Raw genomic sequence first — 21623 nt, forward strand, 5'->3', positions numbered from 1 at the left:
ATGGCGCCCGGCGGGTGCGGCTCACGGCCGGTAGACCATGCCGGGTTCGGGCTTGGCGGGGGCGAGCAGCTGGGAGACGGTGACCACCGTGTAGCCGCGCTGCTTGAGCTCCTTGAGGATGCCGGGGACGGCGGGCACGGTGCCCTTGTAGATGTCGTGCAGCAGGATGATGCCGTCGCGCTTGGTCTGGTCGAGCACCCGCTTGGTGATCAGGGCGGAGTCGGTGGTCTGGTAGTCCTTGGCCGTCACGCTCCACAGGACCTGCGCCAGCCCGAGCTCCTTGCTGACCCGGGAGACCTCCCGGTCGGTCCGGCCCTGCGGCGGGCGCATCAGGGTGGGCGCCGTACCGGTGATCCGGCGGACCTCGTCCTGCACCCGGGACAGTTCGCGCTTGGCCTCGTCCGGCTCGATATCCGTCAGGATCTGGTGGGACCAGGTGTGATTGGCCAGCTCATGGCCCTCGGCGGCGATCCGCTTGACCTCGGCGGGCCGCTCGGCGATGTGGTTCTTGCCGAGCATGAAGAACGTGGCGTGGGCGTGGTTCTCCTTGAGGACGTCCAGCAGCCGGTTGGTGTTCTCGCTCGGGCCGGCGTCGAAGGTCAGCGCCACGCACTTGGCCTTGCGGCAGTCGACGGCCTCGCCGCCGGTGCCCTTCCCGCCCTTGGCGTCCGTGCTCCCGGCGCCGTCCGCGGCGGCGGCCCGGGCGTCGGCCGGTGCGGTGACGTCGTAGGTGGCGCAGCCGGTGAGGGCCAGCGCCAGGGAGGCGGCGGTCAGCAGCCCGGCGAGGGCGGAGCGGCGGGCCGCGGGTATCTGCTTCGGCATGCGGGATCTTTCCTGGGGTCGGTCACGGGGGTCCTGAGCTGCGCGCCCGAGGGACTATACATAGGACGTACACACGCGGTGTATAGCGGGGGGTGGGGGAGCGGCCGGCACCGGTGGCAGCCCGATCGGGCGCGCCCGGCGCGACACCCCGCCGCGCCCGCGGTGGACTGCTGCTGTGACCGCCCCGCCGGACGACTGCCTGGCCCGCAACGACTGGATCTGCGGCGCGTACCTCAGCACCCGCCGCCAGATCCTGCTCGACGCGGTCGCCCAGCACGTGCGGCTGACCGTGGTCTCGGTGGCGCTCGGGCTGGTGATCGCCCTCCCGCTGGCGCTGCTGGCCCGCCGCCTGCGCTGGACGGCGGGGCCGGTGCTCGGCGCGACCACCGTGCTCTACACGATCCCGTCGCTGGCGATGTTCTCGCTGCTGCTCCCGGTCTACGGACTCTCCGCCACCCTCGTCGTGGCCGGCCTCACCCTCTACTCCCTCACCCTGCTCGTCCGGAACATCCTGGCGGGACTGGACGGCGTCCCGGCCGAGGCCAAGGAGGCCGCCCGGGGCATGGGATACGGGCCGCTGCGGCAACTGCTCACCGTGGAACTGCCGCTGGCGGTGCCCGCCGCGATGGCCGGCCTGCGCATCGCCACCGTCTCCGCGGTCGCCCTGACCACGGTCGGCGCGATCGTCGGCTACGGCGGCCTGGGCAACCTCATCTACGCCGGTATGAACGGCTTCTTCAAGGCCCAGGTGCTCACCGCCTCCGTGCTCTGCGTACTGCTCGCGGTCGTCTTCGACGTGCTGCTGCTCGGTCTGGAGCGGCTGCTCACCCCCTGGCGGCGGCCGGCCCGCGGCCCCCGCCCGGCCCGTGGGAGGAGACCGCTCACCGCCTCCGGACGGCGCGGATGAGCACCCTCGCCGCGGTCTGGTCCTGGCTGACCACCACCGCCAACTGGTCCGGTGAGAACGGCGTCTGGCACCGGCTCGCCGAGCACGCCGCGCTGACCTTCGCCTGCCTGGCCCTCAGCGCGCTGATCGCGCTGCCGGTCGCCCTGACGCTCGGCCACCTGGGCCGGGGCGGAGCGCTCGCGGTCAACCTCGCCAACATCGGCCGCGCCGTACCGACCTTCGCCGTCCTCGTCCTGCTCCTGCTGACCCCGATCGGGCGGCACGGGCCGTGGCCAACCGTCATCGCGCTGGTGCTGTTCGCCGTGCCACCGCTGCTCACCAACGCCTACGTCGGCATGCGCGGGGTCGACCGGGACGTGGTGCGGGCGGCCCGCGGGATGGGGATGACCGGGCCCCAGCTGGTGTGGCGGGTGGAGGCGCCGCTGGCCCTCCCGCTGGTGCTCACCGGGGTGCGGATCGCCGCCGTCCAGCTCGTCGCCACCGCCACGCTGGCCGCGCTGGTGGGCGGCGGCGGGCTCGGGCGCATCATCACCGCCGGCTTCAACCTCGCCAGTACGCCGCAGGTGGTGGCCGGCGCGGTGGTGGTCGCGGTGTTCGCGCTGCTGATGGAGGCGCTGTTCGAGCTGGTGCAGCGGCTCGCACCGCCGCGTGCGCGCGGACGGAAGCGATGAGAGCGCCCGGCCCGGCCGCACTCCGCCGGGCCCGCCGCGTGCCCGTCGCCCTGGCCGCTCTGATCGCGCTGGCCGGTCCGGCGGCCTGCGCGGGCGGGCCGTCCCTGGAGAACCGCGGCGCCCTCACCGCCTCTCCCGGGAACAGCCACGAGCTCGCCATCGGCTCGGCCGGCTTCACCGAGAGCGAGCTGCTCGCCCAGATGTACGCGGCCCTGCTCGGCCACGCCGGATACCGCACCCACGTGCTGACCGTCGGCAACCGCGAGCTGTACGAACCCGCGCTGGAGTCCGGCCAGATCGACGTCGTCCCCGAGTACGCCGCCACCTTCGCGGACTGGCTCAACGCCAAGGAGCACGGCCCCACCGCCGCCCCGGTCGCCTCCCCCGACCTCGGCGCGACCATGGCCGCGCTGCGCCGGCTGGCCGCCCCGCGCGGACTGACGGTGCTCCCGGCGGGCCGGGCCGTCGACCAGAACGCCTTCGTGGTACGCGCCGCGTACGCCGCCGAGCACCGCCTCCGGACCCTCAGCGACCTGGGCCGCGCCAGGCTCCCGGTGCGGCTGGCGGCGGGGGACGAATGCGTGCGGCGGCCGTTCTGCGCGCCCGGGCTGCGGAAGACGTACGGCATCGACATCACCGCGGTGGACCCCAAGGGCGTCGGCACCACCCCCGCGAAGCAGGCGGTGCAGAACGGGCAGGACCAGATGGTGCTGACCACCAGCACCGACGCCACCCTCGACCAGTTCGGGCTCGTCGTCCTCGCCGACGACCGGAAACTCCAGAACGCGGACTACATCGTCCCCGTCGTCAACCGCTCCCGCGCCGGCGGGGCCCGGCCGGCGGCCGCCCTCAACCGCCTCAACGCCGTACTGACCACCGCGGACCTGGCCCACCTCGACGAACAGGTCGACAGCTGGCGTCGGCTGCCCGCCGATGTGGCGCGCCACTACCTCGTGAAGAAGGGCCTGCTGCCCCAGCACTGAGGCGCCTGAGCGCTGTGCCCCGAACGCCGTTTCACGTGAAACATCGCGCCGAGGCCGATGTTTCACGTGAAACACCGGCCGCTCCGCCGCCTCACTCGGTGGGGACCGAATCGACCTCCGGCCGCCCCCGGGACACCCCGCGTTCCTCCGGTGCGATGGTGCGGCGCAGCGCCTCGTGCAGCGCGTTCGGGGTCAGTACGCCCAGGAACCGCCGGCCGTCCAGGACCGCGACCCAGCCGGCATCGTGCTTGAGCATCTCGCTGAACGCAGCCTTGAGGGTCCCGGTCGCCGGGATCCACGCCTCCATCCGGCGGGCGTGGTCGGCCACGGTCCCGGCCGCGTCCGCCAGCCGCTCGGTGCCGACCCAGCCGTGCAGGGCGCCGTCGGCGTCCAGCACCACCGCCCAGCGCGCTCCCTCGGCCCGCAGCCGGGCTCCCGCCGCCGCGGCCGGTTCGGCGAGCCGGGCGAACGGCGGGCGCTCGAGGTCGCCGCGGTCGATCGGGGTGACCGCGAGCTGCTTCAACGCCCGATCCGCGCCGACGAATTCGGCGACGTACGGGGTGGCCGGCGCGCCGAGCACCCGCGCGGGGGTGTCGAACTGCTCGATCCGCCCGGCGCCGTAGACCGCGATCCGGTCGCCGAGCCGGATGGCCTCCTCGATGTCATGGGTGACCAGCAGGACCGTCTTGTGCAGTGTGGCCTGGAGCCGCAGGAACTCCTTCTGGAGGCGGTCCCGGACGACCGGGTCCACGGCGCCGAACGGCTCGTCCATCAGCAGCACCGGAGGGTCGGCGGCCAGGGCGCGGGCCACCCCGACGCGCTGGCGCTGGCCGCCGGAGAGCTGGTCCGGATAGCGCGGGCCGTGGACGGCCGGGTCCAGCCCGACCAGTTCCAGGAGTTCGGCGGCCCGCTCGCGGGCCCGCGCCTTCTTCCAGCCGGTCAGGAACGGCACGGTCGCGGTGTTGTCGAGGACGGTGCGGTGCGGGAAGAGGCCGGTCTGCTGGATGACGTAGCCGATCCGGCGGCGCAGGCGGACCGGGTCGACGCCCGAGACGTCCGCGCCGTCCACGAAGATCCGGCCGCTGGTGGGGTCGATCAGCCGGTTCACCATCATCATGGTCGTCGTCTTGCCGCAGCCGGACGGCCCGACGAGGGTGACCAGTTCGCCCTCGCGGACCTCGAAGGAGAGGTCGTCGACAGCGGTCGTTCCGTCCGGGTAGCGCTTGGTCACCGACTCGAACCGGATCATGGCGCCATTGAATCCCGCGGGCCCGCCCCGGTCCCGCCGATGCGGGCAATCGAGTGGGGAAACGGAACGGGGACGGGGGCCGTACGAGTTGCTTCCGGGGCACCGCCTCCCGTCCTGCCGCGTCCGGCCCCGCCGGCGTGCTTACGATCCCCCAGGCCGCCTCCTCGGAAGGGTGGAAGGGAACGCCACATGAGAGCCGTAGCAGTCAACGCCTTCGGTGAGGAACCGCAGCTCATGGAGTTGCCGGAGCCTGAGCCGGGGCCCGGTGAGGTCCTGGTGCGGCTGGCCGCCGCCGGCCTCAACCCCGTCGACTGGAAGCTCGCCGACGGCCTGTTCGGGGATGCCGTGAAGGCGTCCTTCCCCCTGGTCATGGGCTCGGACGGGGCGGGCGAGGTGGTGGCGGTCGGCAGCGGCGTACGGCGGTTCACCGCGGGGGACCCGGTGTTCGGCCAGTTCCAGCGGCCGGAGCGGGGCGGCGGCTCGTACGCGGAGTTCGCGGTGGCCGAGGAGGCCGCGCTCGCCCCGGCGGCCCGCAGCGTCACCTACGCGACGTCCGCCGCCGTGCCGACGGCCGGGATGACCGCCTACAACCTGGTGGAGGAGGCCCGGATCAGCGAGGGGCGGCGGGTGCTGATCACCGGAGCGACCGGCGGCGTCGGCACGTTCCTCACCCAGCTCGCGGCCGGCCGCGGCGCCGAGGTGATCGCCACCGCCCGCCCGGCCAAGGCGGAGCTGATGCGCACCCTGGGCGCCGCGGCGACCGTCGACCACACCGCGGGCCCGGTCGCCGAGCAGGTCCTCGCGGCCCACCCGGACGGGGTGGACGTGCTGATCGACATGACCAGTGACGCGGAGGGGTTCATCGAGCTGTCCCGGACCGTGCGGGACGGCGGGGTGGCCGTCTCGCTGATCGGTTCCGCCGACGCCGATGTGCTGACCGAGCAGAATCTGCGCGGCTTCAACTTCGTCAACCGGCCCTCCCCGCAGCTGCTGGAGATCCTCGCCGGATACCTCGACGCGGGGCGGCTCACGGTCCTCGTCGGCCGGGAGGTCTCCCTGGAGGAGGCGCCCGAGGCGCTGGGGGCGAGCCGGACGGGGCGGGCGCAGGGCAAGACGGTCGTGGCGATCTGACCGCGCGTCACCGCCGGGCCCCGGCCGCTACGGGGGCACTCCCGGCCCGGGCAGTGGTCCCGGCCGGTGTCCCGCCGCCGGGCGCCGGAGGCGGGCGGCCCGCGGGCCCGCCGCGGCGACCACGATGACCAGCGCCGCCGCGCCGGCCGCGCCCCACACGGTGGTCCGCAGCGGCGCCGTCAGCGCGTCCGTGTAGGCGTCGGCGGCGGACCGGGAGACCGCGGCGGGCAGCGCGTCCAGGACCCGGGCGCGGAGCAGCGCCAGCGCGGTGGACAGCAGAGCGCAGGCCAGCGCGCAACCGGCCGCCGCGCCGATCAGCGCCCGCCGCCGGCGCCGCACCAGCAGCAGACCGGCCGCCAGGCAGAGCGCGGCGGTCGGCGGCAGCAGCAGCGCGCCGGTGCGCACCGCCTGGAAGCCGGCCCGGAATCCGGGGACGTCGGGGGAGCGCAGCAGCACGATCGTGGCGCCGGCCGGCGGTACCCGCCGGGCGATGTCGATGCCCAGGCCGTTCCCGGACAGCTGGTGCCGGACGCGGGCGACGACCGGGGTGAGGTCGAGGGTGACCGGGGCGCTGCCGGTGGCGGTCAGCGCGCCGTCCAGACTCCGGTGGGCGGTGCGGTGCACGGCCGCCCAGACCGCGGGGAAGCCCCGCCCGGTCACGACCTCGCGGACCTGTTTGCCGACGAACTCGCGGATGCCGCGGGTGAACTTCCGCCGCAGCGCGGGCCGTTCGGCGCGCGGGACGGCCTTGAGCAGCCCGTCGAGCCGGATGTGGGGCATCACGCCGTTGGTGACATCGGCGACGATCGCGTCCTGGACGGCGCGGTTCCCGGCGAGCGGCGCGACCGCGGCCACATAGCGGTCGGTGTCGGAGAGTTCGGCGCGGGCCCAGACGGCGGCCAGGCTCAGCGGCAGCAGCAGCGCCCCGAGTACCAGCAGCACCCCGCCGGCCAGTGCGCGGGCGCGGCACGGCCGGGCCGGCGGGCCGGGCGCCGCCCTCCCCCGGCCGCCGGCGCGTGCGGGTGCGCTCGCTGGCATCGCGGTGGTCCGGTCCTTCCTGATACGGCGAAGTACGGCCATCTCCAGGCAAGTCCGTACGGTGACCGGCCGCGAGCGGGGCCGGTGCCAACGGGTGACCGTACGGATGAGCGACCGCACGGGTGGTCGCGGGTCGGACCGGAGGCCCCCACGGCGCGCCGTTCAGTCGGCCCGCCGGGCGCGTCCGCGCCGGACAGCCCGGACCACTCCGGGGCCGAACAGCGCGCAGGCCGCGGCGGCCACCGCCCATCCCGTGCGGCCGCCCGCCTCCTCCGGCTCGGCGCCCGGCGCCGGGAGGTCGTCCAGATCCCCCGAGCAGGCCAGGGGCGCCGCGGACCGGCCGGCGTGGACGCAGACCGTGGTGGCGGCCCGCAGGGTGCCCGCGGCCGCGCCGGTGCCCGCGTCCCGGCGGGTGCCGAGCACCGCGCTCGCGGAGAAGTCCCGGACGCCATGGGCGGGCAGGTCGGCGTGCCAGACGGCCCGCCAGCCGCCCGCGCCGTCCTGTTCGGCGGTGCCGCCGGTGGCGGTCGCGGAGGCGGTGGTGGCGGGCAGCTCCTGCTCGATCCGCGCGCCGGGCAGATCGGCGGTGCCAAGGTTCCGGACGGTGACGCGGTAGTCGAGCCGCATACCGGGCTCGGCGCGGTCGACGCCGTCGGTCACCGCCACCGACACCGCCGGGGCCGGCGGGGTCCGCGGGGCGGGCGCGGCGGCGTGCGGTGCGGGGAGCACGGCGGCGCACAGCACCGCGAGCGCGGCGGCGGTTCTCATGCCGACATCCTCATGCGGCCATCGGAGCACCGCGGCCGTGCGGCGGGGCGGCTCGCGGCCGGAGACGGAGCGGGGTTCACCCGAGTGCGGCCACCCGGTCGGCGGGCGGGTCAGTGCCGGTGCGGCCCCGGCCGGTGCACGGGCCCGTGCGAGTCGTCGCAGTGGCTGCCGGACGGCTGCCCGCTCTCGGGCCCCGGGCCCAGCGTCAGCAGCTCGTCCTCGTCCTGTTCGCCGAGGTGATCGACCTGGAGGGTGGCGTGGGTGATGCCGTACTCGGTGCTCAGCAGGGCGTGCAGGGTGCGGCGGACCTTGTGGCAGTCGCCACCCGGCGCGACGAGGATGTGCGCGGACAGCGCCGGCTGCCCGGAGGTGATCTGCCAGATGTGCAGGTCGTGCACCTCCACGACCTGCTCGGTGGCGACGAGGTGGTCGCCGAGCGCGTCCGGGTCGATGCCGGCCGGGGCGGCCTCCATGAAGATCCGGCCGGACTCCCGGACGAGTCCGGTACCGGCCTTCAGCATCAGGGCGACGACGATCAGCGAGGCGATGGCGTCGGCCCGCTGGAAGCCGGTGACCAGCACCACCAGGCCGGAGATCGCGGTGGCGATGAAGCCGAACAGGTCGGTGAGGATGTGCTGGTAGGCGCCTTCGACGTTCAGGCTGGAGCGGTTGGCCTTGGACAGGAGCCAGGTGCAGATCAGATTGACCACCACACCGGAGAGCGCGGTGACCACGACCAGGCCGCCGGTGACCGCGGGCGGGGAGATCAGCCGCTGCACCGCTTCGTAGGCCAGCCAGACCGAGAGGACCAGCAGGGTGATGCCGTTGGCCTGCGCGGAGAGGATCTCGGCGCGCTTGAGCCCGTACGTGTAGCCGCCCCGCGCGGGCCGGGCCGCCAGCCGCATCGCGACCAGCGCCAGCACGATCGAGACCGCGTCGGTGAGCATATGGGCGGCGTCCGAGATCAGCGCCAGCGACTGCGCGAGGAAGCCGATAACGACCTCGACGGCCATGTAGGCGACCAGCAGGAAGAGCGCGGCCCGCAGCCAGCGCCGGTCGGCGTCCGGGGAGACGGCGTGGGTGTGGCTGTGCGCATGGCTGTGACCGCTGTGGGCGTGCTCTGTCATGGGCGCGCTCCTTCCCTCGCTCCACCTTGCTCCTCGCTGCGAAGCAAAGCGCACTTCGGCAAAAGATCCAAAGGCTGCACCGGTGACCGTTGTCATTACCGTCGAACGGCGTATCGTGCCTGGTCAGAGCGGTGGGGCGGGAAGCGCGCCGAAAGGGGGCGGCGGGCCGGACGGCTGACCCTCCGTGGTTTCACGTGAAACATCCGGCTGTGTTTCACGTGAAACAGCGGGCGTCGTTTCACGTGAAACATGGCGCCGTCTCGCGTGAGACAGGCCCCCGGCGACGTTTCACGTGAAACGTCGCCCGGGCGCCCGGGCGGCGAGCGAGCGGCCGCAAAAAAAGGGACAGCGCGCGGATCCCCCTCGCGCGCTGTCCGGCCCGGAACCGCGCGGTATACCTCCGCACGGCGTTCCGTCCCTGTGTCAGTCATAGCAAGTAATTGCGACCTCTGCGCAAGAGGCGCAGGGGTGGGTGCGGGGGCGCACCGGGGGCACGGTGGTCCTCCCCGGAGGCGGGGGCCGCCCGGCCGGTCAGTAGAGTTCGGCACCCGTCCCCCGACCGTTCCGGACCCGCGTTCCGGCCCCATCGCGCCCGAGGTGCCCCGCAGTGACTGACCCGCTCCCGCTGACCGTCGTAGGTATCGGGGCCGACGGCTGGGACGGGCTGGTGCCGGCCGCGCGGCGGGAGCTGGCGGCGGCCGAGGTGCTGATCGGCGGGGCGCGGCAGCTGGCGCTGCTGCCGGCGGAGTGCGCGGGGGAGCGGGTGGCGTGGCCGTCGCCGCTGCGGCCGGCGGTCGCCGGGCTGCTCACCGCGCATGCCGGGCGGCGGGTCTGCGTCCTGGCCAGCGGCGACCCGATGTTCTACGGGATCGGGCGGACGCTGACCGAGGTGATGGCCGAGGACGCCGCGGTGCGGCGGCCGCTGCGGGTGGTGCCGCACCCGTCGTCGGTGGCGTACGCCTGCGCCCGGCTGGGCTGGGCGGTGGAGGACACCGAGGTCGTCACGCTCGTCGGGCGGCCCGCGGAGAACCTGCTGCGGGCGCTGTACGACGGGCGGCGGGTCCTGGTGCTGTCGGCCGGGGCCGGGACGCCCGGGGAGGTCGCGGCGCTGCTGCGGGACCGCGGCTTCGGACCGTCCCGGATGCGGGTGCTGGAGCAGCTCGGCGGCGCGGACGAGCACCTGGCGGAGGGCACCGCGACCGGCTGGGACCGGCCCGCCGGTGATCCGCTCAACGTGATCGCGCTGGACTGCGTGCGGGAGCCGGACGCGCTCCGCCTGCCGGTCGTGCCGGGCCTCCCCGACGACGCCTACGAGCACGACGGGCAGCTGACCAAGCGTCATGTCCGGGCCGCCACCCTGGCCGCGCTGGCCCCCGCGCCCGGCGAACTCCTCTGGGACGTGGGCGGCGGCTCCGGCTCCATCGCCGTCGAGTGGCTGCGCGCGCACCGCAGCTGCCGGGCCGTCAGCGTGGAACGGGACGCGGCACGGGCGGCGCGGATCGGCCGCAACGCGCGGGCCCTCGGCGTACCGGCGCTCCGCGTGGTCCACGGGCCCGCGCCCGCCGCGCTGGACGGACTGCCCGTGCCGGACGCGGTGTTCATCGGCGGCGGCCTGACCGCGCCGGGGCTGCTGGACGCCTGCTGGGACGCGCTGCCCCCGGGCGGCCGCATCGTGGCGAATACCGTGACGCTGGAGTCCGAGGCGCTGCTCACCGAGTGGTACCGGCGCCACGGCGGCGAACTGGTGCGGCTGGCGGTCGCGCACGCGGTGCCGGTCGGCGGCTTCACCGGCTGGCGGCAGGCGATGCCGGTCACCCAGTGGTCGGCGGTGAAGCCCGGCGCGCCGGACCGTTCGCAGGACCCCTCGTAACCCTCCCAGGAGACCGACAACCATGACCGTCCACTTCATCGGCGCCGGCCCCGGCGCGGCCGACCTGATCACCCTGCGCGGCGCCCGCACCCTCGCCGCCTGCGGGGTGTGCCTCTACGCGGGCAGCCTGGTGCCGCGCGAACTGCTCGCCGAATGCCCGCCCGGCGCCCGGCTGGTCGACACCGCGCAGCTGGACCTGGACGCCATCACCGCGGAGATGGTCCGCGCCCACGAGGAGGGCCACGACGTCGCCCGGCTGCACAGCGGCGACCCGTCCGTCTTCAGCGCGGTGGCCGAGCAGATGCGCCGGCTGGACGCGGCGGGGGTGCCGTACGAGGTCGTGCCCGGCGTGCCGGCGTTCGCCGCGGCGGCGGCCGCGCTCAAGCGCGAACTGACGGTGCCCACGGTCGGCCAGACCGTCATCCTCACCCGCGTCGCCCAGCGCGCCACGCCCATGCCCGAGGGCGAGGACCTGGCCACTCTGGGGCGCAGCGGCGCGCTGCTGGTGCTGCACCTGGCGGCGATGTACGTCGACCGGATCGTGGACGAACTCCTGCCGCACTACGGCGCGGACTGCCCGGCCGCCGTGGTGGCGATGGCCTCCCGCCCCGACGAACTGGTCCTGCGCGGCACACTCGGCGACATCGCCGGCCAGGTGAAGGCCGCCGGCGTGGTCCGGACCGCGGTGATCATGGTCGGCCGGACGCTGGGGGCCGAGCAGTTCCGCGACAGCCACCTCTACTCGCCGGAGCGGGAGCGGCCGCACGCGCCGTGCGCCGAGGGGTCCTGAGGACGCGTCAGTATCGGGGCGCGGCGGGCCTGTACGGCTGAATCGTATGACCGCATCGGGGTGAAAGTCCGTTTTCCGGCTGCCGGACGCCGGTAAGGAAGCTGCGACACCCAGGGGGGTCGACGCAAAGGAGCACGCCACGATGCGTACCAGAATGGCCGCCGGGGCGGTCGTCGCCGCCGCCCTGCTGACCCTCACCGGCAGCACCGTCGCCGCCGCCAACGGCAAGGACGTCCCGCGCCGGACGAAGGACAGCCCCATCCAGATGGCGGCCTGCGCCCTCAGCACCGCGCTGGGCGCGCTCACCGGCGGGGACGCCAACTGCGTGCGGGACCGGATGGCGACCGCCCGCGAGGACGCCTCCCGCCAGCACCGCGGCGAGCACCGCAGGACCGGTCAGGCGCACCGCGACGACCTCGGGCGCGACCAGCGGATGGACCGCGGCGACTCGCTCGGGCGCGCGGACGACATGAGCCGGGGTGACGGGCTCAACCGCACCGACGGCATGGGCCGGGACGACATGGGCCGCGGGGAGACCCTGCCGCGGATGTGATCAGGCCCCCTGGCGGGGCGCCGGACCTGGGCGGCCGGCCGGGACGTGTTTCACGTGAAACCGTCCGGGGCCGGGTGCGTCCGGGCTCCCGGCCCCCGCGGCTCCGCCCGCCCCACCACCAGCCCCGCCCGGTCGATGCAGACCACGTCGACCGCGACCGGCGCGCCCCGCAGCACCGCCAGGGCCTCGTCACGGGCCGTCGCGGCCACCAGATCGCCGAGCGGAACGCCGGCCGCCGCGCACAACTGGAGTGCGGCCAGGCCGGTGTTGGCCCCGGCCACCGCCTCCGCCAGCGCCTCGTCCGCCCCGCCCTGCCGGGCCAGCCCGGCCAGGAAGCCCTTGTCCACCTGCGAGCGCGCCGAGTGCAGGTCGAGGTGGCCGGCCGCCAGCTTGGAGAGCTTGGCGAAGCCGCCGCAGATCGTCAGCCGGTCGACGGGATGGCGGCGGATGTACTTCAGTACCGCCCCCGCGAAGTCGCCCATGTCCAGCAGCGCGTCCTCCGGCAGCCGGTGCAGCGCGACCACCGCCTTCTCGGACGTCGAACCGGTGCACCCGGCCACATGGCGGCGGCCGGCCGCCCGCGCCACGTCCACCCCGCGCCGGATCGAGTCGATCCACGCCGAGCAGGAGTACGGCACCACGATTCCGGTCGTGCCGAGGATGGACAGCCCGCCGAGGATGCCCAGACGCGGGTTCCAGGTGCTGCGGGCCAGCTCCTCGCCGTGGTCGACCGAGATCTCCACCGCCACGTCCGCGGCCGCGCCGGGGCCGCCGTGCGCCTCCGCGACCGCGGTCAGGTGCTCCCGCATCATCTGCCGCGGTACGGGGTTGATGGCCGGTTCGCCGACGTCCAGCGGCAGGCCGGGGCGGGTGACCGTGCCCACGCCGGGCCCCGCGCGGAACACCACCCCGCTGCCGGCCGGCAGCGCCCGGACGGTGGCCCGCACCAGCGCCCCGTGCGTGACGTCGGGGTCGTCGCCGGCGTCCTTGACGACCCCGGCCATGGCGGTGGCCGGGCCCGCGCCGGTGGCCAGCTCCTCCACCGCGAGCGCGAAGGACGGCGTCTGGCCCTTGGGCAGCGTGATCGTCACCGGGTCCGGGAACTCCCCGCTCAGCAGCGCGGTGTACGCGGCCGTGCTCGCCGCCGTGGCGCAGGCACCGGTCGTCCAGCCGGGCCGCAGCCCGGTGCGGGCGAGCTGCGCGCTGCGGCCTCCCGTACCCTTCGGTTGCGTTTCACCCACGGAGGTACCCGCCGCTCATGCCGTCCTCGTCCGTCCCCGGTCCCGTCCGCCATGTGCTGATCCTCGGCGGCACCACGGAGGCCCGCCGGCTGGCCGCGACGCTCGCGGCGGAGCCGGGGCTGCGGGTGACCAGTTCCCTCGCGGGCCGGGTGGCGGCGCCGCGGCTGCCCGCCGGGGAGGTCCGCATCGGCGGGTTCGGCGGCCCCGAGGGCCTGGCCCGCTGGCTGCGCGCGCACGCCGTGGACGTGCTCATCGACGCCACCCATCCTTTCGCCGGCACGATCAGTTTCTCCGCGGCCCGGGCCGCGGCCACCGCCCATGTTCCCCTGCTGGCCCTGCGGCGCCCCGGCTGGGTCGCCGGTCCGGGCGATGTCTGGCACCCGGTCGCCTCCCTCGCGGAGGCCGCCGCCGCGCTGCCCGGCCTCGGCGGCCGGGTCTTCCTCACCACCGGGCGGATGGGCCTCGCGCACTTCGCCCACCTCACGGACCTGTGGTTCCTGGTCCGTTCCGTGGACGCGCCCGAGCCGCCGCACCCGCCCCGGATGACGACCGTGCTGGACCGCGGCCCGTTCACCCTCGACGGGGAACGGGAACTGCTGCGCGCGCACCGCATCGACGTCCTCGTGACGAAGGACAGCGGTGCCGCGGCGACCGCCCCCAAGCTGACCGCCGCGCGGGAAGCCGGGGTGCCGGTGGTGGTCGTCCAGCGGCCGCCGGTCCCCGAGGGCGTACCGGTGGCCGCTGGTCCGGCGGAGGCGGCCGACTGGGTGCGGTCGCTCCTCGGCTGACGCCGCCGCCGGCCGTGGGTGCCGCTCAGCGCTCCGGGTACCGCCGCGGCGTCCAGACCGCCTCGGTGCCGTCGTCCCGGCGCACCCGCCGGGTCTGCGACGAGCCGACGAGCAGGATCGTGCGCATATCGACCGCCGCCGGGTCGAGGTCGGTGAGCGGGACGGTCCGCAGCGACTCCCCGGGGCCGCCGATGTCCCGGGCGAGGATCACCGGGGTGTCCGGCGCGCGGTGCTCCAGCAGGACGTCGCGGGCCTTGGCCACCTGCCAGGTGCGGCTGCGGGAACCGGGGTTGTAGAGCGCCAGCGCCAGGTCCGCGGAGGCGGCGGCGCGGAGCCGTTCGGCGATCACCTCCCACGGCTTGAGCCGGTCGGAGAGCGAGATCACCGCGTAGTCGTGGCCCAGCGGCGCGCCGGCGCGGGCCGCCGCGGCGTTGGCCGCCGTGACACCGGGCAGGACGCGCACCGGGACGGAGCGGTAAGCCTCCTGCGCCGCCACTTCGAGGACCGCCGTCGCCATGGCGAAGATGCCGGGGTCACCGCCGGAGACCACCGCCACCCGGTGGCCGCGGCGGGCCAGGTCCAGGGCGAATTCGGCGCGTTCGGACTCGACCTTGTTGTCCGAGGCGTGCCGGCGCTGACCCGGGCGCACCGGGACGCGGTCCAGATACGTGGCGTAGCCGACGAGGTCGTCGGCGGCGGCCAGGGCCCCGCGGGACTCCGGGGTCAGCCAGCACGGACCGGCCGGACCGGTGCCCACCACGACCACCTCGCCGCGGTCCGGGGCCGGCTCCGGCTCCTGGCCGCCGGCGGCGATACGGCTCGGTACCACCGCGACGGAGAAGTACGGAACGGTGTCGGAATCGACGTCGGACAGCGCGCCGGTGCGCTCACCGGCCATGGTGGCGCGCTCGACGTAGCGGGCCTCCGGCAGCCGGCCGGAGCGCTCCAGGGCGCGGCGCACGGTGGGGAAGGTGCGGCCCAGCTTCATCACGACCGCGGAGTCCGTGGCGCTGAGACGGGCCGTCAGCTCCTCCTCCGGGAGGGTGCCGGGCAGGACGGTCAGGACCTCGTCGGCCTCGGCGAGCGGGGTGCCCAGCCGCGCGGCGGCGGCGCTGATCGAGGTGACGCCGGGGATGACCTCGGTCGGGTAGCGGTGCGCCAGCCGCTTGTGCATGTGCTGGTACGAGCCGTAGAAGAGCGGATCGCCCTCGGAGATCACCGCGACCGTGCGGCCGGCGTCGAGGTGCGCGGCGAGCCGCTCGGCGGCCGCCTCGTAGAACTCGTCCAGGGCGCCGCGGTAGCCGCCGGGGTGGTCGGTCGACTCGGTGGTGACCGGGTAGACCAGGGCTTCCTCGATGTGGTCCGGGCGGATGTGGCGCGCGGCGATGGAGCGCGCGATGGAGCGTCCGTGCCGGGCGCTGTGGTACGCCACCACATCGGCCTCGGCGATGACCTCCACCGCCCGGACGGTCATCAGGGACGGGTCGCCGGGGCCGAGGCCGACGCCGTAGAGGCGGCCGGTGGCCTGCCGGGACGGGGCCGACGGCTGCTCCGGCGCGCCGCTGCTGGCCTGCTGCTCGCTCACGCTCACTCTTCCTCGCTCGCCAGGGCGTTGATCGCGGCCGCGGCCATGGCACTGCCGCCGCGCCGCCCGCGCACCACGATGTGTTCCAGCTTCGACGGGTGGCCGATCAGCGCGTCCTTGGACTCGGCCGCGCCTATGAAGCCGACCGGGATGCCGAGGACGGCGGCCGGGCGCGGCGCCCCCTCCTCGATCATCTCCAGGAACCGGAACAGGGCGGTGGGGGCGTTGCCGAACGCGACCACGGCCCCCTCCATGCGGTCCCGCCACAGTTCGAGGGCGGCGGCGCTGCGGGTGGTGCCCATCCGGGCGGCCAGCTCCGGGACGGACGGGTCGCCGAGGGTGCAGAGCACCTCGTTGTCCGCGGGCAGCCGCTTGCGGGTCACACCGCTGGCCACCATCGTCGCGTCGCAGAGGATCGGCGCCCCGGCGCGCAGGGCCGCCCGGGCACTGGCCACCACGCCCGGGGTGAATGCCAGATCGCGGACCAGGTCGACCATGCCGCAGGCGTGGATCATCCGGACCGCGACCCGGCTGACGTCGGCGGGGAGTCCGGCGAGATCCGCCTCGGCGCGGATGGTGGCGAAGGACTGGCGGTAGATGGCCGCCCCGTCCTTTTCGTAGTCGAACGCGGTCACTGGGGCCTCGGGGTGGTGGGTTGAGGGGTGGAAAGGGAACCGGGCGCCGCCGGGGACGCCGATGTTTCACGTGAAACGGTGCTCGGTGTTTCACGTGGAACGGTGCCTGGGCCCGGTGTTTCACGGGAAACCACGGCGGGGCCCGATGTTTCACGTGAAACCGAGTCCGGCCGGGCTGTTTCACGTGAAACAGCGGGCCCGATCGGAGCCCCGGGTCGGACGACCGTGGTCCGGTAGCCGTCCGGTGTGGCGAGGACGTCGATCCAGGCGCCGTGCGGATGGCCGCAGCGGCGGGCGCAGCCGGACCAGTGGACGGGCAGTCCGGCGGGGACGGCGGTGCCGCCCGCCGGAACGGCGCTGCCCCCGTCGAGGGCGGCCGCCGCGTCGCCGCGCACATCCGTCAGGGACTTGGCGCAGCCGGGCAGTCCGGTGCAGGCGGTGACCCGGCGCCAGACGGACTCCGGATCGGTGATCAGTCCGGCGGCGGCCAGCTCGCGCGTCCGGCCCGCCGCCGCCTCGGCCGTCAGACCGGGGACGCAGATACCGCGCCAGGGAGTGAGGCGCAGCGCGCCGCGGCCATCGGCGGCGGCCGCGGTCAGCAGCCGCCACTGGGCCGCGGACAGCCGGCCGAGCGGTGCCAGGACCACCAGCGCGTGGCGGCCGTCCGGGCCCTCGACGGTGCCGGGCGCCGCGGCGTCGGCGAACCGGGCGGCCGGCGGCGGGCCGGGCACCTCCGCGTACTCCGCGGCGATGCCCGCCGCGCGCAGGGCGTTCCGGACCTGCTCGGCGGTCAGCGGCGCTTCGGCGGGGAGTTCCCGGACCCGCCAGGCGCCGCTGCCGCCGGCCGCGGCGACGGCGAGGAAGGTCTCGGCGGCGGTCAGCGCCGCCCGCGGGACGTCGTCCGCCGCGATCCGCAGCGCCGCCGGGTCGTCGCCGACCCGCAGCAGCGCCCCGTGCCCGGACGCCGCCCCCGGCGCGTACCCGGCCTCCGGCGGAGCCGTCCGGCCGGATTCTGCGAGCAAGGTCACATCGCCGCCGAGGCCCGCCACATCGCCCCGCCCGTCGTCCAGGACGAACAGGAAGCGGCCCGAGAGCGCCGCCGCCGGTTCGCTCGCGCACAGCAGCGCGTCCAGGCTCCGGGCCCACAACCGCACGTCGGAGGGGGTGTTGGTGTCCAGGCCCGCGAGCGGGGAAGCCAGGATGTTGCGGATCCGCTCATGGCGCGCGGACGGCAGCAGCCCGGCCTCGGTGAGCAGACCGGCGAGCTGCCCGCCGCAGTCGGCCGGCAGTCCGCGGAGTTCGACGTTGCCGCGGGAGGTGAGGGAGAGGTGGCCGTCGCCGAGCCGCTCCGCGGCGTCCGCCAGCGCGGCGGCCTGATCGGCCGTCAAGTCACCGGCGGGCAGCCGGACTCGGGCGAGGCCGCCGTCCGCGGCGGAGTGCAGCCGCAGCGCTCCGGGGCAGGCGTCGCCGCGGTCCCGGACGGGCGGCGCGGCCAGGTCGGGGCGGGGCGAGGGGGAGGGCGGCATGGCGGCGAGCATACCTACGCCGGCCGGGCCCGGAACCGGCGCGAGGGGTCGCGGAGCGCAGGCCACCGGGCCCGCTGCCGCGGCCCGGCCGCAGCCCTTACTATGCAGGTCGGTGGGTCGGCTGGCCCGCCGGACGCCAGCGACGGCGCCAAGGGAGGAAGCCCGGTGGGAATCCGGCGCGGTCCCGCCACTGTGAACCCGGCCCCGGCCGGTGAGCCAGGAACTCCCGCCGTCCCTACGACCACCCGGGGCGTGGACACCCCGAGGAAGGCTGCGCCGTGATTCTGCTGCTGTCGACCTCCGACACCGACCTGCTCAGCGCCCGCGCGGCCACGGGACCCGTGCCGTACCGGCTCGCCAACCCCTCCCGCCTCGATGTGGCCGACCTTCCCGGGCTGCTGGAGGGCACCGACCTCGTCGTGGTCCGCCTGCTCGGCGGCATCCGGGCCTGGGAGGACGGCCTGGACGTCCTGCTGGCCGCGGACCAGCACCGTCCGGTCGTGGTCCTCACCGGCGAACAGGCGCCCGACGCCCAGCTCATGGAGGCGTCCACGGTCCCGGTCGGCATCGCGGCCGAGGCGCACGCCTACCTCGCGCACGGCGGCCCGGAGAACCTCTCCCAGCTCGCCCGCTTCCTCAGCGACACCGTCCTGCTCACCGGGCACGGCTTCGAGCCGCCCGCGGCCGCCCCGTCCTGGGGCCCGCTGGAGCGCCCGGCGCGCGGGACCGACGGCCCGGTGGTGGCCGTGCTCTACTACCGCGCCCACCACATGAGCGGCAACACCGCCTTCGTGGAGGCGCTGTGCGAGCGGATCGAGGACGCCGGCGGCCGCCCGCTGCCGCTCTACGTCGCCTCGCTGCGGGCCCCCGAACCGGAGCTGATCGAGGAGCTGCGCGCGGCCGACGCCATCGTCACCACCGTCCTGGCCGCCGGCGGCACCAAGCCCGCCGAGGCGTCCGCGGGCGGCGACGACGAGTCCTGGGACGCCGGCGCGCTGGCCGCGCTGGACGTGCCGATCCTCCAGGCGCTGTGCCTGACCGGGTCGCGGGCCGCCTGGGAGGAGAACGACGAGGGCCTCTCGCCGCTGGACGCCGCCTCGCAGATCGCGGTGCCGGAGTTCGACGGGCGGCTGATCACCGTGCCGTTCTCGTTCAAGGAGGTCGACGAGGACGGGCTGCCGGTCTACGTCGCCGACCCCGAGCGGGCCGCCCGGGTCGCCGGGATCGCCGTCCGGCACGCCCGGCTGCGCCATATCCCGGCCGCCCGGAAGCGGTTGGCGCTGGTGCTGTCCGCGTACCCGACCAAGCACTCCCGGATCGGCAACGCGGTCGGCCTGGACACCCCCGCGAGCGCCGTGGCGCTGCTGCGCCGCCTGCGCGAGGAGGGCTACGACTTCGGCACCGAGCCGGTGCCGGGCCTCGAGTCCGGCGACGGCGACGAGCTGATCTACGCCCTCATCGAGGCCGGCGGCCACGACCAGGAGTGGCTGACCGAGGAGCAGCTGGCCCGCAACCCGGTCCGCATCCCGGCCGCAGACTACCGCCGCTGGTACGCCACCCTGCCGCAGGAACTCCGCGACGCCGTCGAGGAGCACTGGGGCCCGCCGCCCGGCGAGATGTTCGTCGACCGCAGCCGCAACCCCGAGGGCGACATCGTGCTGGCCGCGCTGCGCCGCGGCAATCTGCTGATCCTCATCCAGCCGCCGCGCGGCTTCGGCGAGAACCCGATCGCGATCTACCACGACCCGGACCTGCCGCCCTCGCACCACTACCTGGCGGCCTACCGCTGGATCGCCGCGCCCGCCGCCGACGGCGGCTTCGGCGCCGACGCCATGGTCCACCTCGGCAAGCACGGCAACCTCGAGTGGCTGCCCGGCAAGAACGCCGGCCTGTCCGCTGCCTGCGGCCCGGACGCCGCGCTCGGCGACCTCCCGCTCATCTACCCGTTCCTGGTCAACGACCCGGGCGAGGGCACCCAGGCCAAGCGCCGGGTGCACGCCACGCTCGTCGACCACCTCGTCCCGCCGATGGCCCGCGCCGACTCCTACGGCGACATCGCGCGCCTGGAGCAGCTGCTGGACGAGTACGCCGCGATCTCCGCGATGGACCCGGCCAAGCTGCCGGCCATCCGCGCGCAGATCTGGACCCTGATCCAGGCCGCCAAGCTCGACCACGACCTGGGTCTGGAGGAACGCCCCGACGACGAGGGCTTCGACGACTTCCTGCTGCACGTCGACGGCTGGCTGTGCGAGGTCAAGGACGCCCAGATCCGCGACGGCCTGCACGTGCTGGGCGCCGCCCCGGCCGGCGAGGCCCGGGTCAACCTCGTCCTGGCGATCCTGCGCGCCCGGCAGATCTGGGGCGGCACCGCCGCGCTGCCCGGTCTGCGGGAGGCGCTCGGCCTGGACGAGTCGGCCGCCACCCGCACCGCCGCCGACGACGCCGAGGCCACCGCCCGCGGCCTCGTCCAGGCGATGGAGGACGCCGACTGGGACCCGGCCGCGGTGGACCGGGTCGCCGAGGGCCACCCGGAGGCGGTCGCCGCCGTCCTCGACTTCGCCGCCCGCCAGGTCGTCCCCCGGCTGTCCGCCACCACCGCCGAGATCGACCACGCGGTGCACGCGCTGAACGGCGGATTCGTGCCGGCCGGCCCGTCCGGCTCGCCGCTGCGCGGCCTGGTCAACGTCCTGCCGACCGGCCGCAACTTCTACTCCGTCGACCCCAAGGCCGTCCCCTCGCGGCTCGCCTGGGAGACCGGGCAGGCGCTCGCCGACTCGCTGCTGACCCGCTACCGCGACGACAACGGCGACTGGCCGGAGTCGGTGGGCCTGTCGCTGTGGGGCACCAGCGCGATGCGCACCTCCGGCGACGACGTGGCGGAGGCGCTGGCGCTGCTGGGCGTCCGGCCCGTGTGGGACGACGCCTCGCGCCGGGTCTCCGGCCTGGAGGCCATCCCGCTCGACGAGCTGGGCCGCCCCCGCATCGACGTCACCCTGCGCATCAGCGGCTTCTTCCGCGACGCGTTCCCGCACGTCATCGGGTTGCTCGATGACGCGGTCCGGCTCGCCGCGGGGCTGGACGAGCCCGCCGACCGCAACTACGTCCGGGCCCACGCCCAGGCGGACCTCGCCGCGCACGGGGACGAACGCCGGGCCACCACCCGGATCTTCGGGTCCCGCCCCGGTACGTACGGCGCGGGCCTGCTCCAGCTCATCGACTCCCGCGACTGGCGCACCGACGCCGATCTGGCCGAGGTCTACACCGTCTGGGGCGGCTACGCCTACGGGCGGGGCCTGGAGGGCCGCCCGGCCCGCGAGGAGATGGAGACCGCCTACAAGCGCATCGCGGTGGCCGCCAAGAACACCGACACCCGCGAGCACGACATCGCCGACTCGGACGACTACTTCCAGTACCACGGCGGCATGGTCGCCACCGTCAAGGCGCTCAAGGGCAAGGCCCCCGAGGCGTACATCGGCGACTCCACGCGGCCGGAGACGGTGCGCACCCGGACGCTGGTGGAGGAGACCTCGCGGGTCTTCCGGGCCCGGGTCGTCAACCCCCGCTGGATCGAGGCGATGCGCCGCCACGGCTACAAGGGCGCCTTCGAACTCGCCGCCACTGTGGACTACTTGTTCGGCTACGACGCCACGACCGGTGTGGTCGCCGACTGGATGTACGACAAGCTCGCCCAGACCTATGTCCTCGACCCGGAGAACCGCGCGTTCCTCCAGGAGGCCAACCCCTGGGCCCTGCACGGCATCGCCGAGCGCCTTCTCGAGGCGGAGTCGCGCGGGATGTGGGAGAAGCCGGACGCGGAGACGCTGGCGGCGCTGCGGGACGCCTTCCTGGAGACCGAGGGCGAGCTGGAGGGCGAGGACTGAGCCCGCCCGGGGCGCGCCGAGAGCGGCGTTTCACGTGGAACATCGCGGTGCCTCACGT

At 75.2% G+C, this 21623-nt stretch carries 18 protein-coding genes and 1 riboswitch; of the genes, 9 read left to right on the forward strand and 9 right to left on the reverse strand.

Annotated elements, in window-relative coordinates:
* Nucleotides 1-21: 21 nt before the first annotated feature.
* On the reverse strand, nt 22-822 hold the full coding sequence (locus tag ADL22_RS25930; protein WP_066984596.1) for a polysaccharide deacetylase family protein: 801 nt from the start codon (nt 820-822) through the stop codon (nt 22-24).
* A gap of 175 nt (nt 823-997) precedes the next feature.
* On the opposite strand from ADL22_RS25930, the gene ADL22_RS25935 reads away from it, so the two are divergent.
* The 3 genes from ADL22_RS25935 to ADL22_RS25945 are packed head-to-tail and all read left to right on the forward strand — an operon-like array spanning nt 998 to nt 3383.
* Complete coding sequence (locus tag ADL22_RS25935; RefSeq protein ID WP_066984599.1) at nt 998-1729, forward strand: ABC transporter permease; 732 nt, start codon at nt 998-1000, stop codon at nt 1727-1729.
* Nucleotides 1726-2400, forward strand: coding sequence for an ABC transporter permease (locus tag ADL22_RS25940; protein WP_066984602.1), 675 nt, complete (start codon nt 1726-1728; stop codon nt 2398-2400). The genes ADL22_RS25935 and ADL22_RS25940 overlap by 4 nt, the downstream gene beginning before the upstream one ends.
* Complete coding sequence (locus ADL22_RS25945) at nt 2397-3383, forward strand: ABC transporter substrate-binding protein (RefSeq protein WP_066984605.1); 987 nt, start codon at nt 2397-2399, stop codon at nt 3381-3383. The genes ADL22_RS25940 and ADL22_RS25945 overlap by 4 nt, the downstream gene beginning before the upstream one ends.
* Before the next feature lie 91 nt (nt 3384-3474).
* On the opposite strand, the gene ADL22_RS25950 is transcribed toward ADL22_RS25945, so the two are convergent.
* Nucleotides 3475-4632, reverse strand: coding sequence for an ABC transporter ATP-binding protein (locus tag ADL22_RS25950; protein ID WP_066984608.1), 1158 nt, complete (start codon nt 4630-4632; stop codon nt 3475-3477).
* 189 nt (nt 4633-4821) lie between these two features.
* Between ADL22_RS25950 and ADL22_RS25955 the strand changes: the two genes are divergently transcribed.
* The gene (locus ADL22_RS25955) at nt 4822-5763 is read left to right on the forward strand and encodes an NADP-dependent oxidoreductase (RefSeq protein WP_066984614.1); all 942 of its coding nucleotides are present in this window, start codon (nt 4822-4824) and stop codon (nt 5761-5763) included.
* 27 nt (nt 5764-5790) lie between these two features.
* Here the strand turns inward: ADL22_RS25955 and ADL22_RS25960 are convergent, their stop codons facing one another.
* From ADL22_RS25960 to ADL22_RS25970, 3 genes are all read right to left on the reverse strand, one after another.
* Nucleotides 5791-6801, reverse strand: a complete 1011-nt coding sequence (locus ADL22_RS25960) for a hypothetical protein (protein ID WP_066984617.1) — start codon at nt 6799-6801, stop codon at nt 5791-5793.
* Between the two features lie 162 nt (nt 6802-6963).
* Nucleotides 6964-7569 (reverse strand): hypothetical protein, encoded by a 606-nt coding sequence (locus tag ADL22_RS34975; RefSeq protein ID WP_066984620.1) that lies wholly within the window; start codon nt 7567-7569, stop codon nt 6964-6966.
* Between the two features lie 110 nt (nt 7570-7679).
* Nucleotides 7680-8696, reverse strand: coding sequence for a cation diffusion facilitator family transporter (locus ADL22_RS25970; protein WP_066984623.1), 1017 nt, complete (start codon nt 8694-8696; stop codon nt 7680-7682).
* A gap of 607 nt (nt 8697-9303) precedes the next feature.
* Here ADL22_RS25970 and ADL22_RS25975 point away from each other — a divergent pair.
* From ADL22_RS25975 to ADL22_RS25985, 3 genes are all read left to right on the forward strand, one after another.
* Nucleotides 9304-10566: a bifunctional cobalt-precorrin-7 (C(5))-methyltransferase/cobalt-precorrin-6B (C(15))-methyltransferase gene (locus ADL22_RS25975; protein ID WP_066984626.1), complete on the forward strand. Its 1263-nt coding sequence runs from the start codon at nt 9304-9306 to the stop codon at nt 10564-10566.
* 22 nt (nt 10567-10588) lie between these two features.
* Complete coding sequence (gene cobM / locus ADL22_RS25980) at nt 10589-11356, forward strand: precorrin-4 C(11)-methyltransferase (RefSeq protein WP_066984629.1); 768 nt, start codon at nt 10589-10591, stop codon at nt 11354-11356.
* A gap of 142 nt (nt 11357-11498) precedes the next feature.
* Nucleotides 11499-11909, forward strand: coding sequence for a hypothetical protein (locus ADL22_RS25985; RefSeq protein ID WP_234430854.1), 411 nt, complete (start codon nt 11499-11501; stop codon nt 11907-11909).
* A gap of 50 nt (nt 11910-11959) precedes the next feature.
* Here ADL22_RS25985 and ADL22_RS25990 read toward each other — a convergent pair whose 3' ends face one another.
* On the reverse strand, nt 11960-13150 hold the full coding sequence (locus ADL22_RS25990; RefSeq protein WP_066984635.1) for a cobalt-precorrin-5B (C(1))-methyltransferase: 1191 nt from the start codon (nt 13148-13150) through the stop codon (nt 11960-11962).
* A 17-nt stretch (nt 13151-13167) separates the two neighbouring features.
* Between ADL22_RS25990 and ADL22_RS25995 the strand changes: the two genes are divergently transcribed.
* Nucleotides 13168-13938 carry a cobalt-precorrin-6A reductase gene (locus tag ADL22_RS25995; protein WP_066984638.1) on the forward strand — a complete coding sequence of 257 codons (771 nt, stop codon included), beginning with the start codon at nt 13168-13170 and terminating at the stop codon, nt 13936-13938.
* 25 nt (nt 13939-13963) lie between these two features.
* Here the strand turns inward: ADL22_RS25995 and ADL22_RS26000 are convergent, their stop codons facing one another.
* From ADL22_RS26000 to cobG, 3 genes are read right to left on the reverse strand one after another with little or no spacing between them, the layout of a single operon-like run.
* Nucleotides 13964-15529: a precorrin-2 C(20)-methyltransferase gene (locus tag ADL22_RS26000; protein ID WP_066984641.1), complete on the reverse strand. Its 1566-nt coding sequence runs from the start codon at nt 15527-15529 to the stop codon at nt 13964-13966.
* A complete protein-coding gene (locus ADL22_RS26005; protein WP_066984644.1) occupies nt 15526-16158 on the reverse strand; it encodes a precorrin-8X methylmutase in 633 nt (210 codons plus the stop codon). The genes ADL22_RS26000 and ADL22_RS26005 overlap by 4 nt, the downstream gene beginning before the upstream one ends.
* Entirely contained in the window at nt 16155-17684 is a 1530-nt protein-coding gene (cobG, locus tag ADL22_RS26010) for a precorrin-3B synthase (protein ID WP_234430855.1), read from the reverse strand. The genes ADL22_RS26005 and cobG overlap by 4 nt, the downstream gene beginning before the upstream one ends.
* 154 nt (nt 17685-17838) lie before the next feature.
* A riboswitch (cobalamin riboswitch) is annotated at nt 17839-17910 on the forward strand.
* 52 nt (nt 17911-17962) lie between these two features.
* On the opposite strand from cobG, the gene cobN reads away from it, so the two are divergent.
* Entirely contained in the window at nt 17963-21565 is a 3603-nt protein-coding gene (gene cobN, locus ADL22_RS26015; RefSeq protein WP_066984649.1) for a cobaltochelatase subunit CobN, read from the forward strand.
* Nucleotides 21566-21623: the final 58 nt, after the last annotated feature.

Source organism: Streptomyces sp. NRRL F-4489 (assembly GCF_001509485.1).
GTDB lineage: Bacteria > Actinomycetota > Actinomycetes > Streptomycetales > Streptomycetaceae > Streptomyces.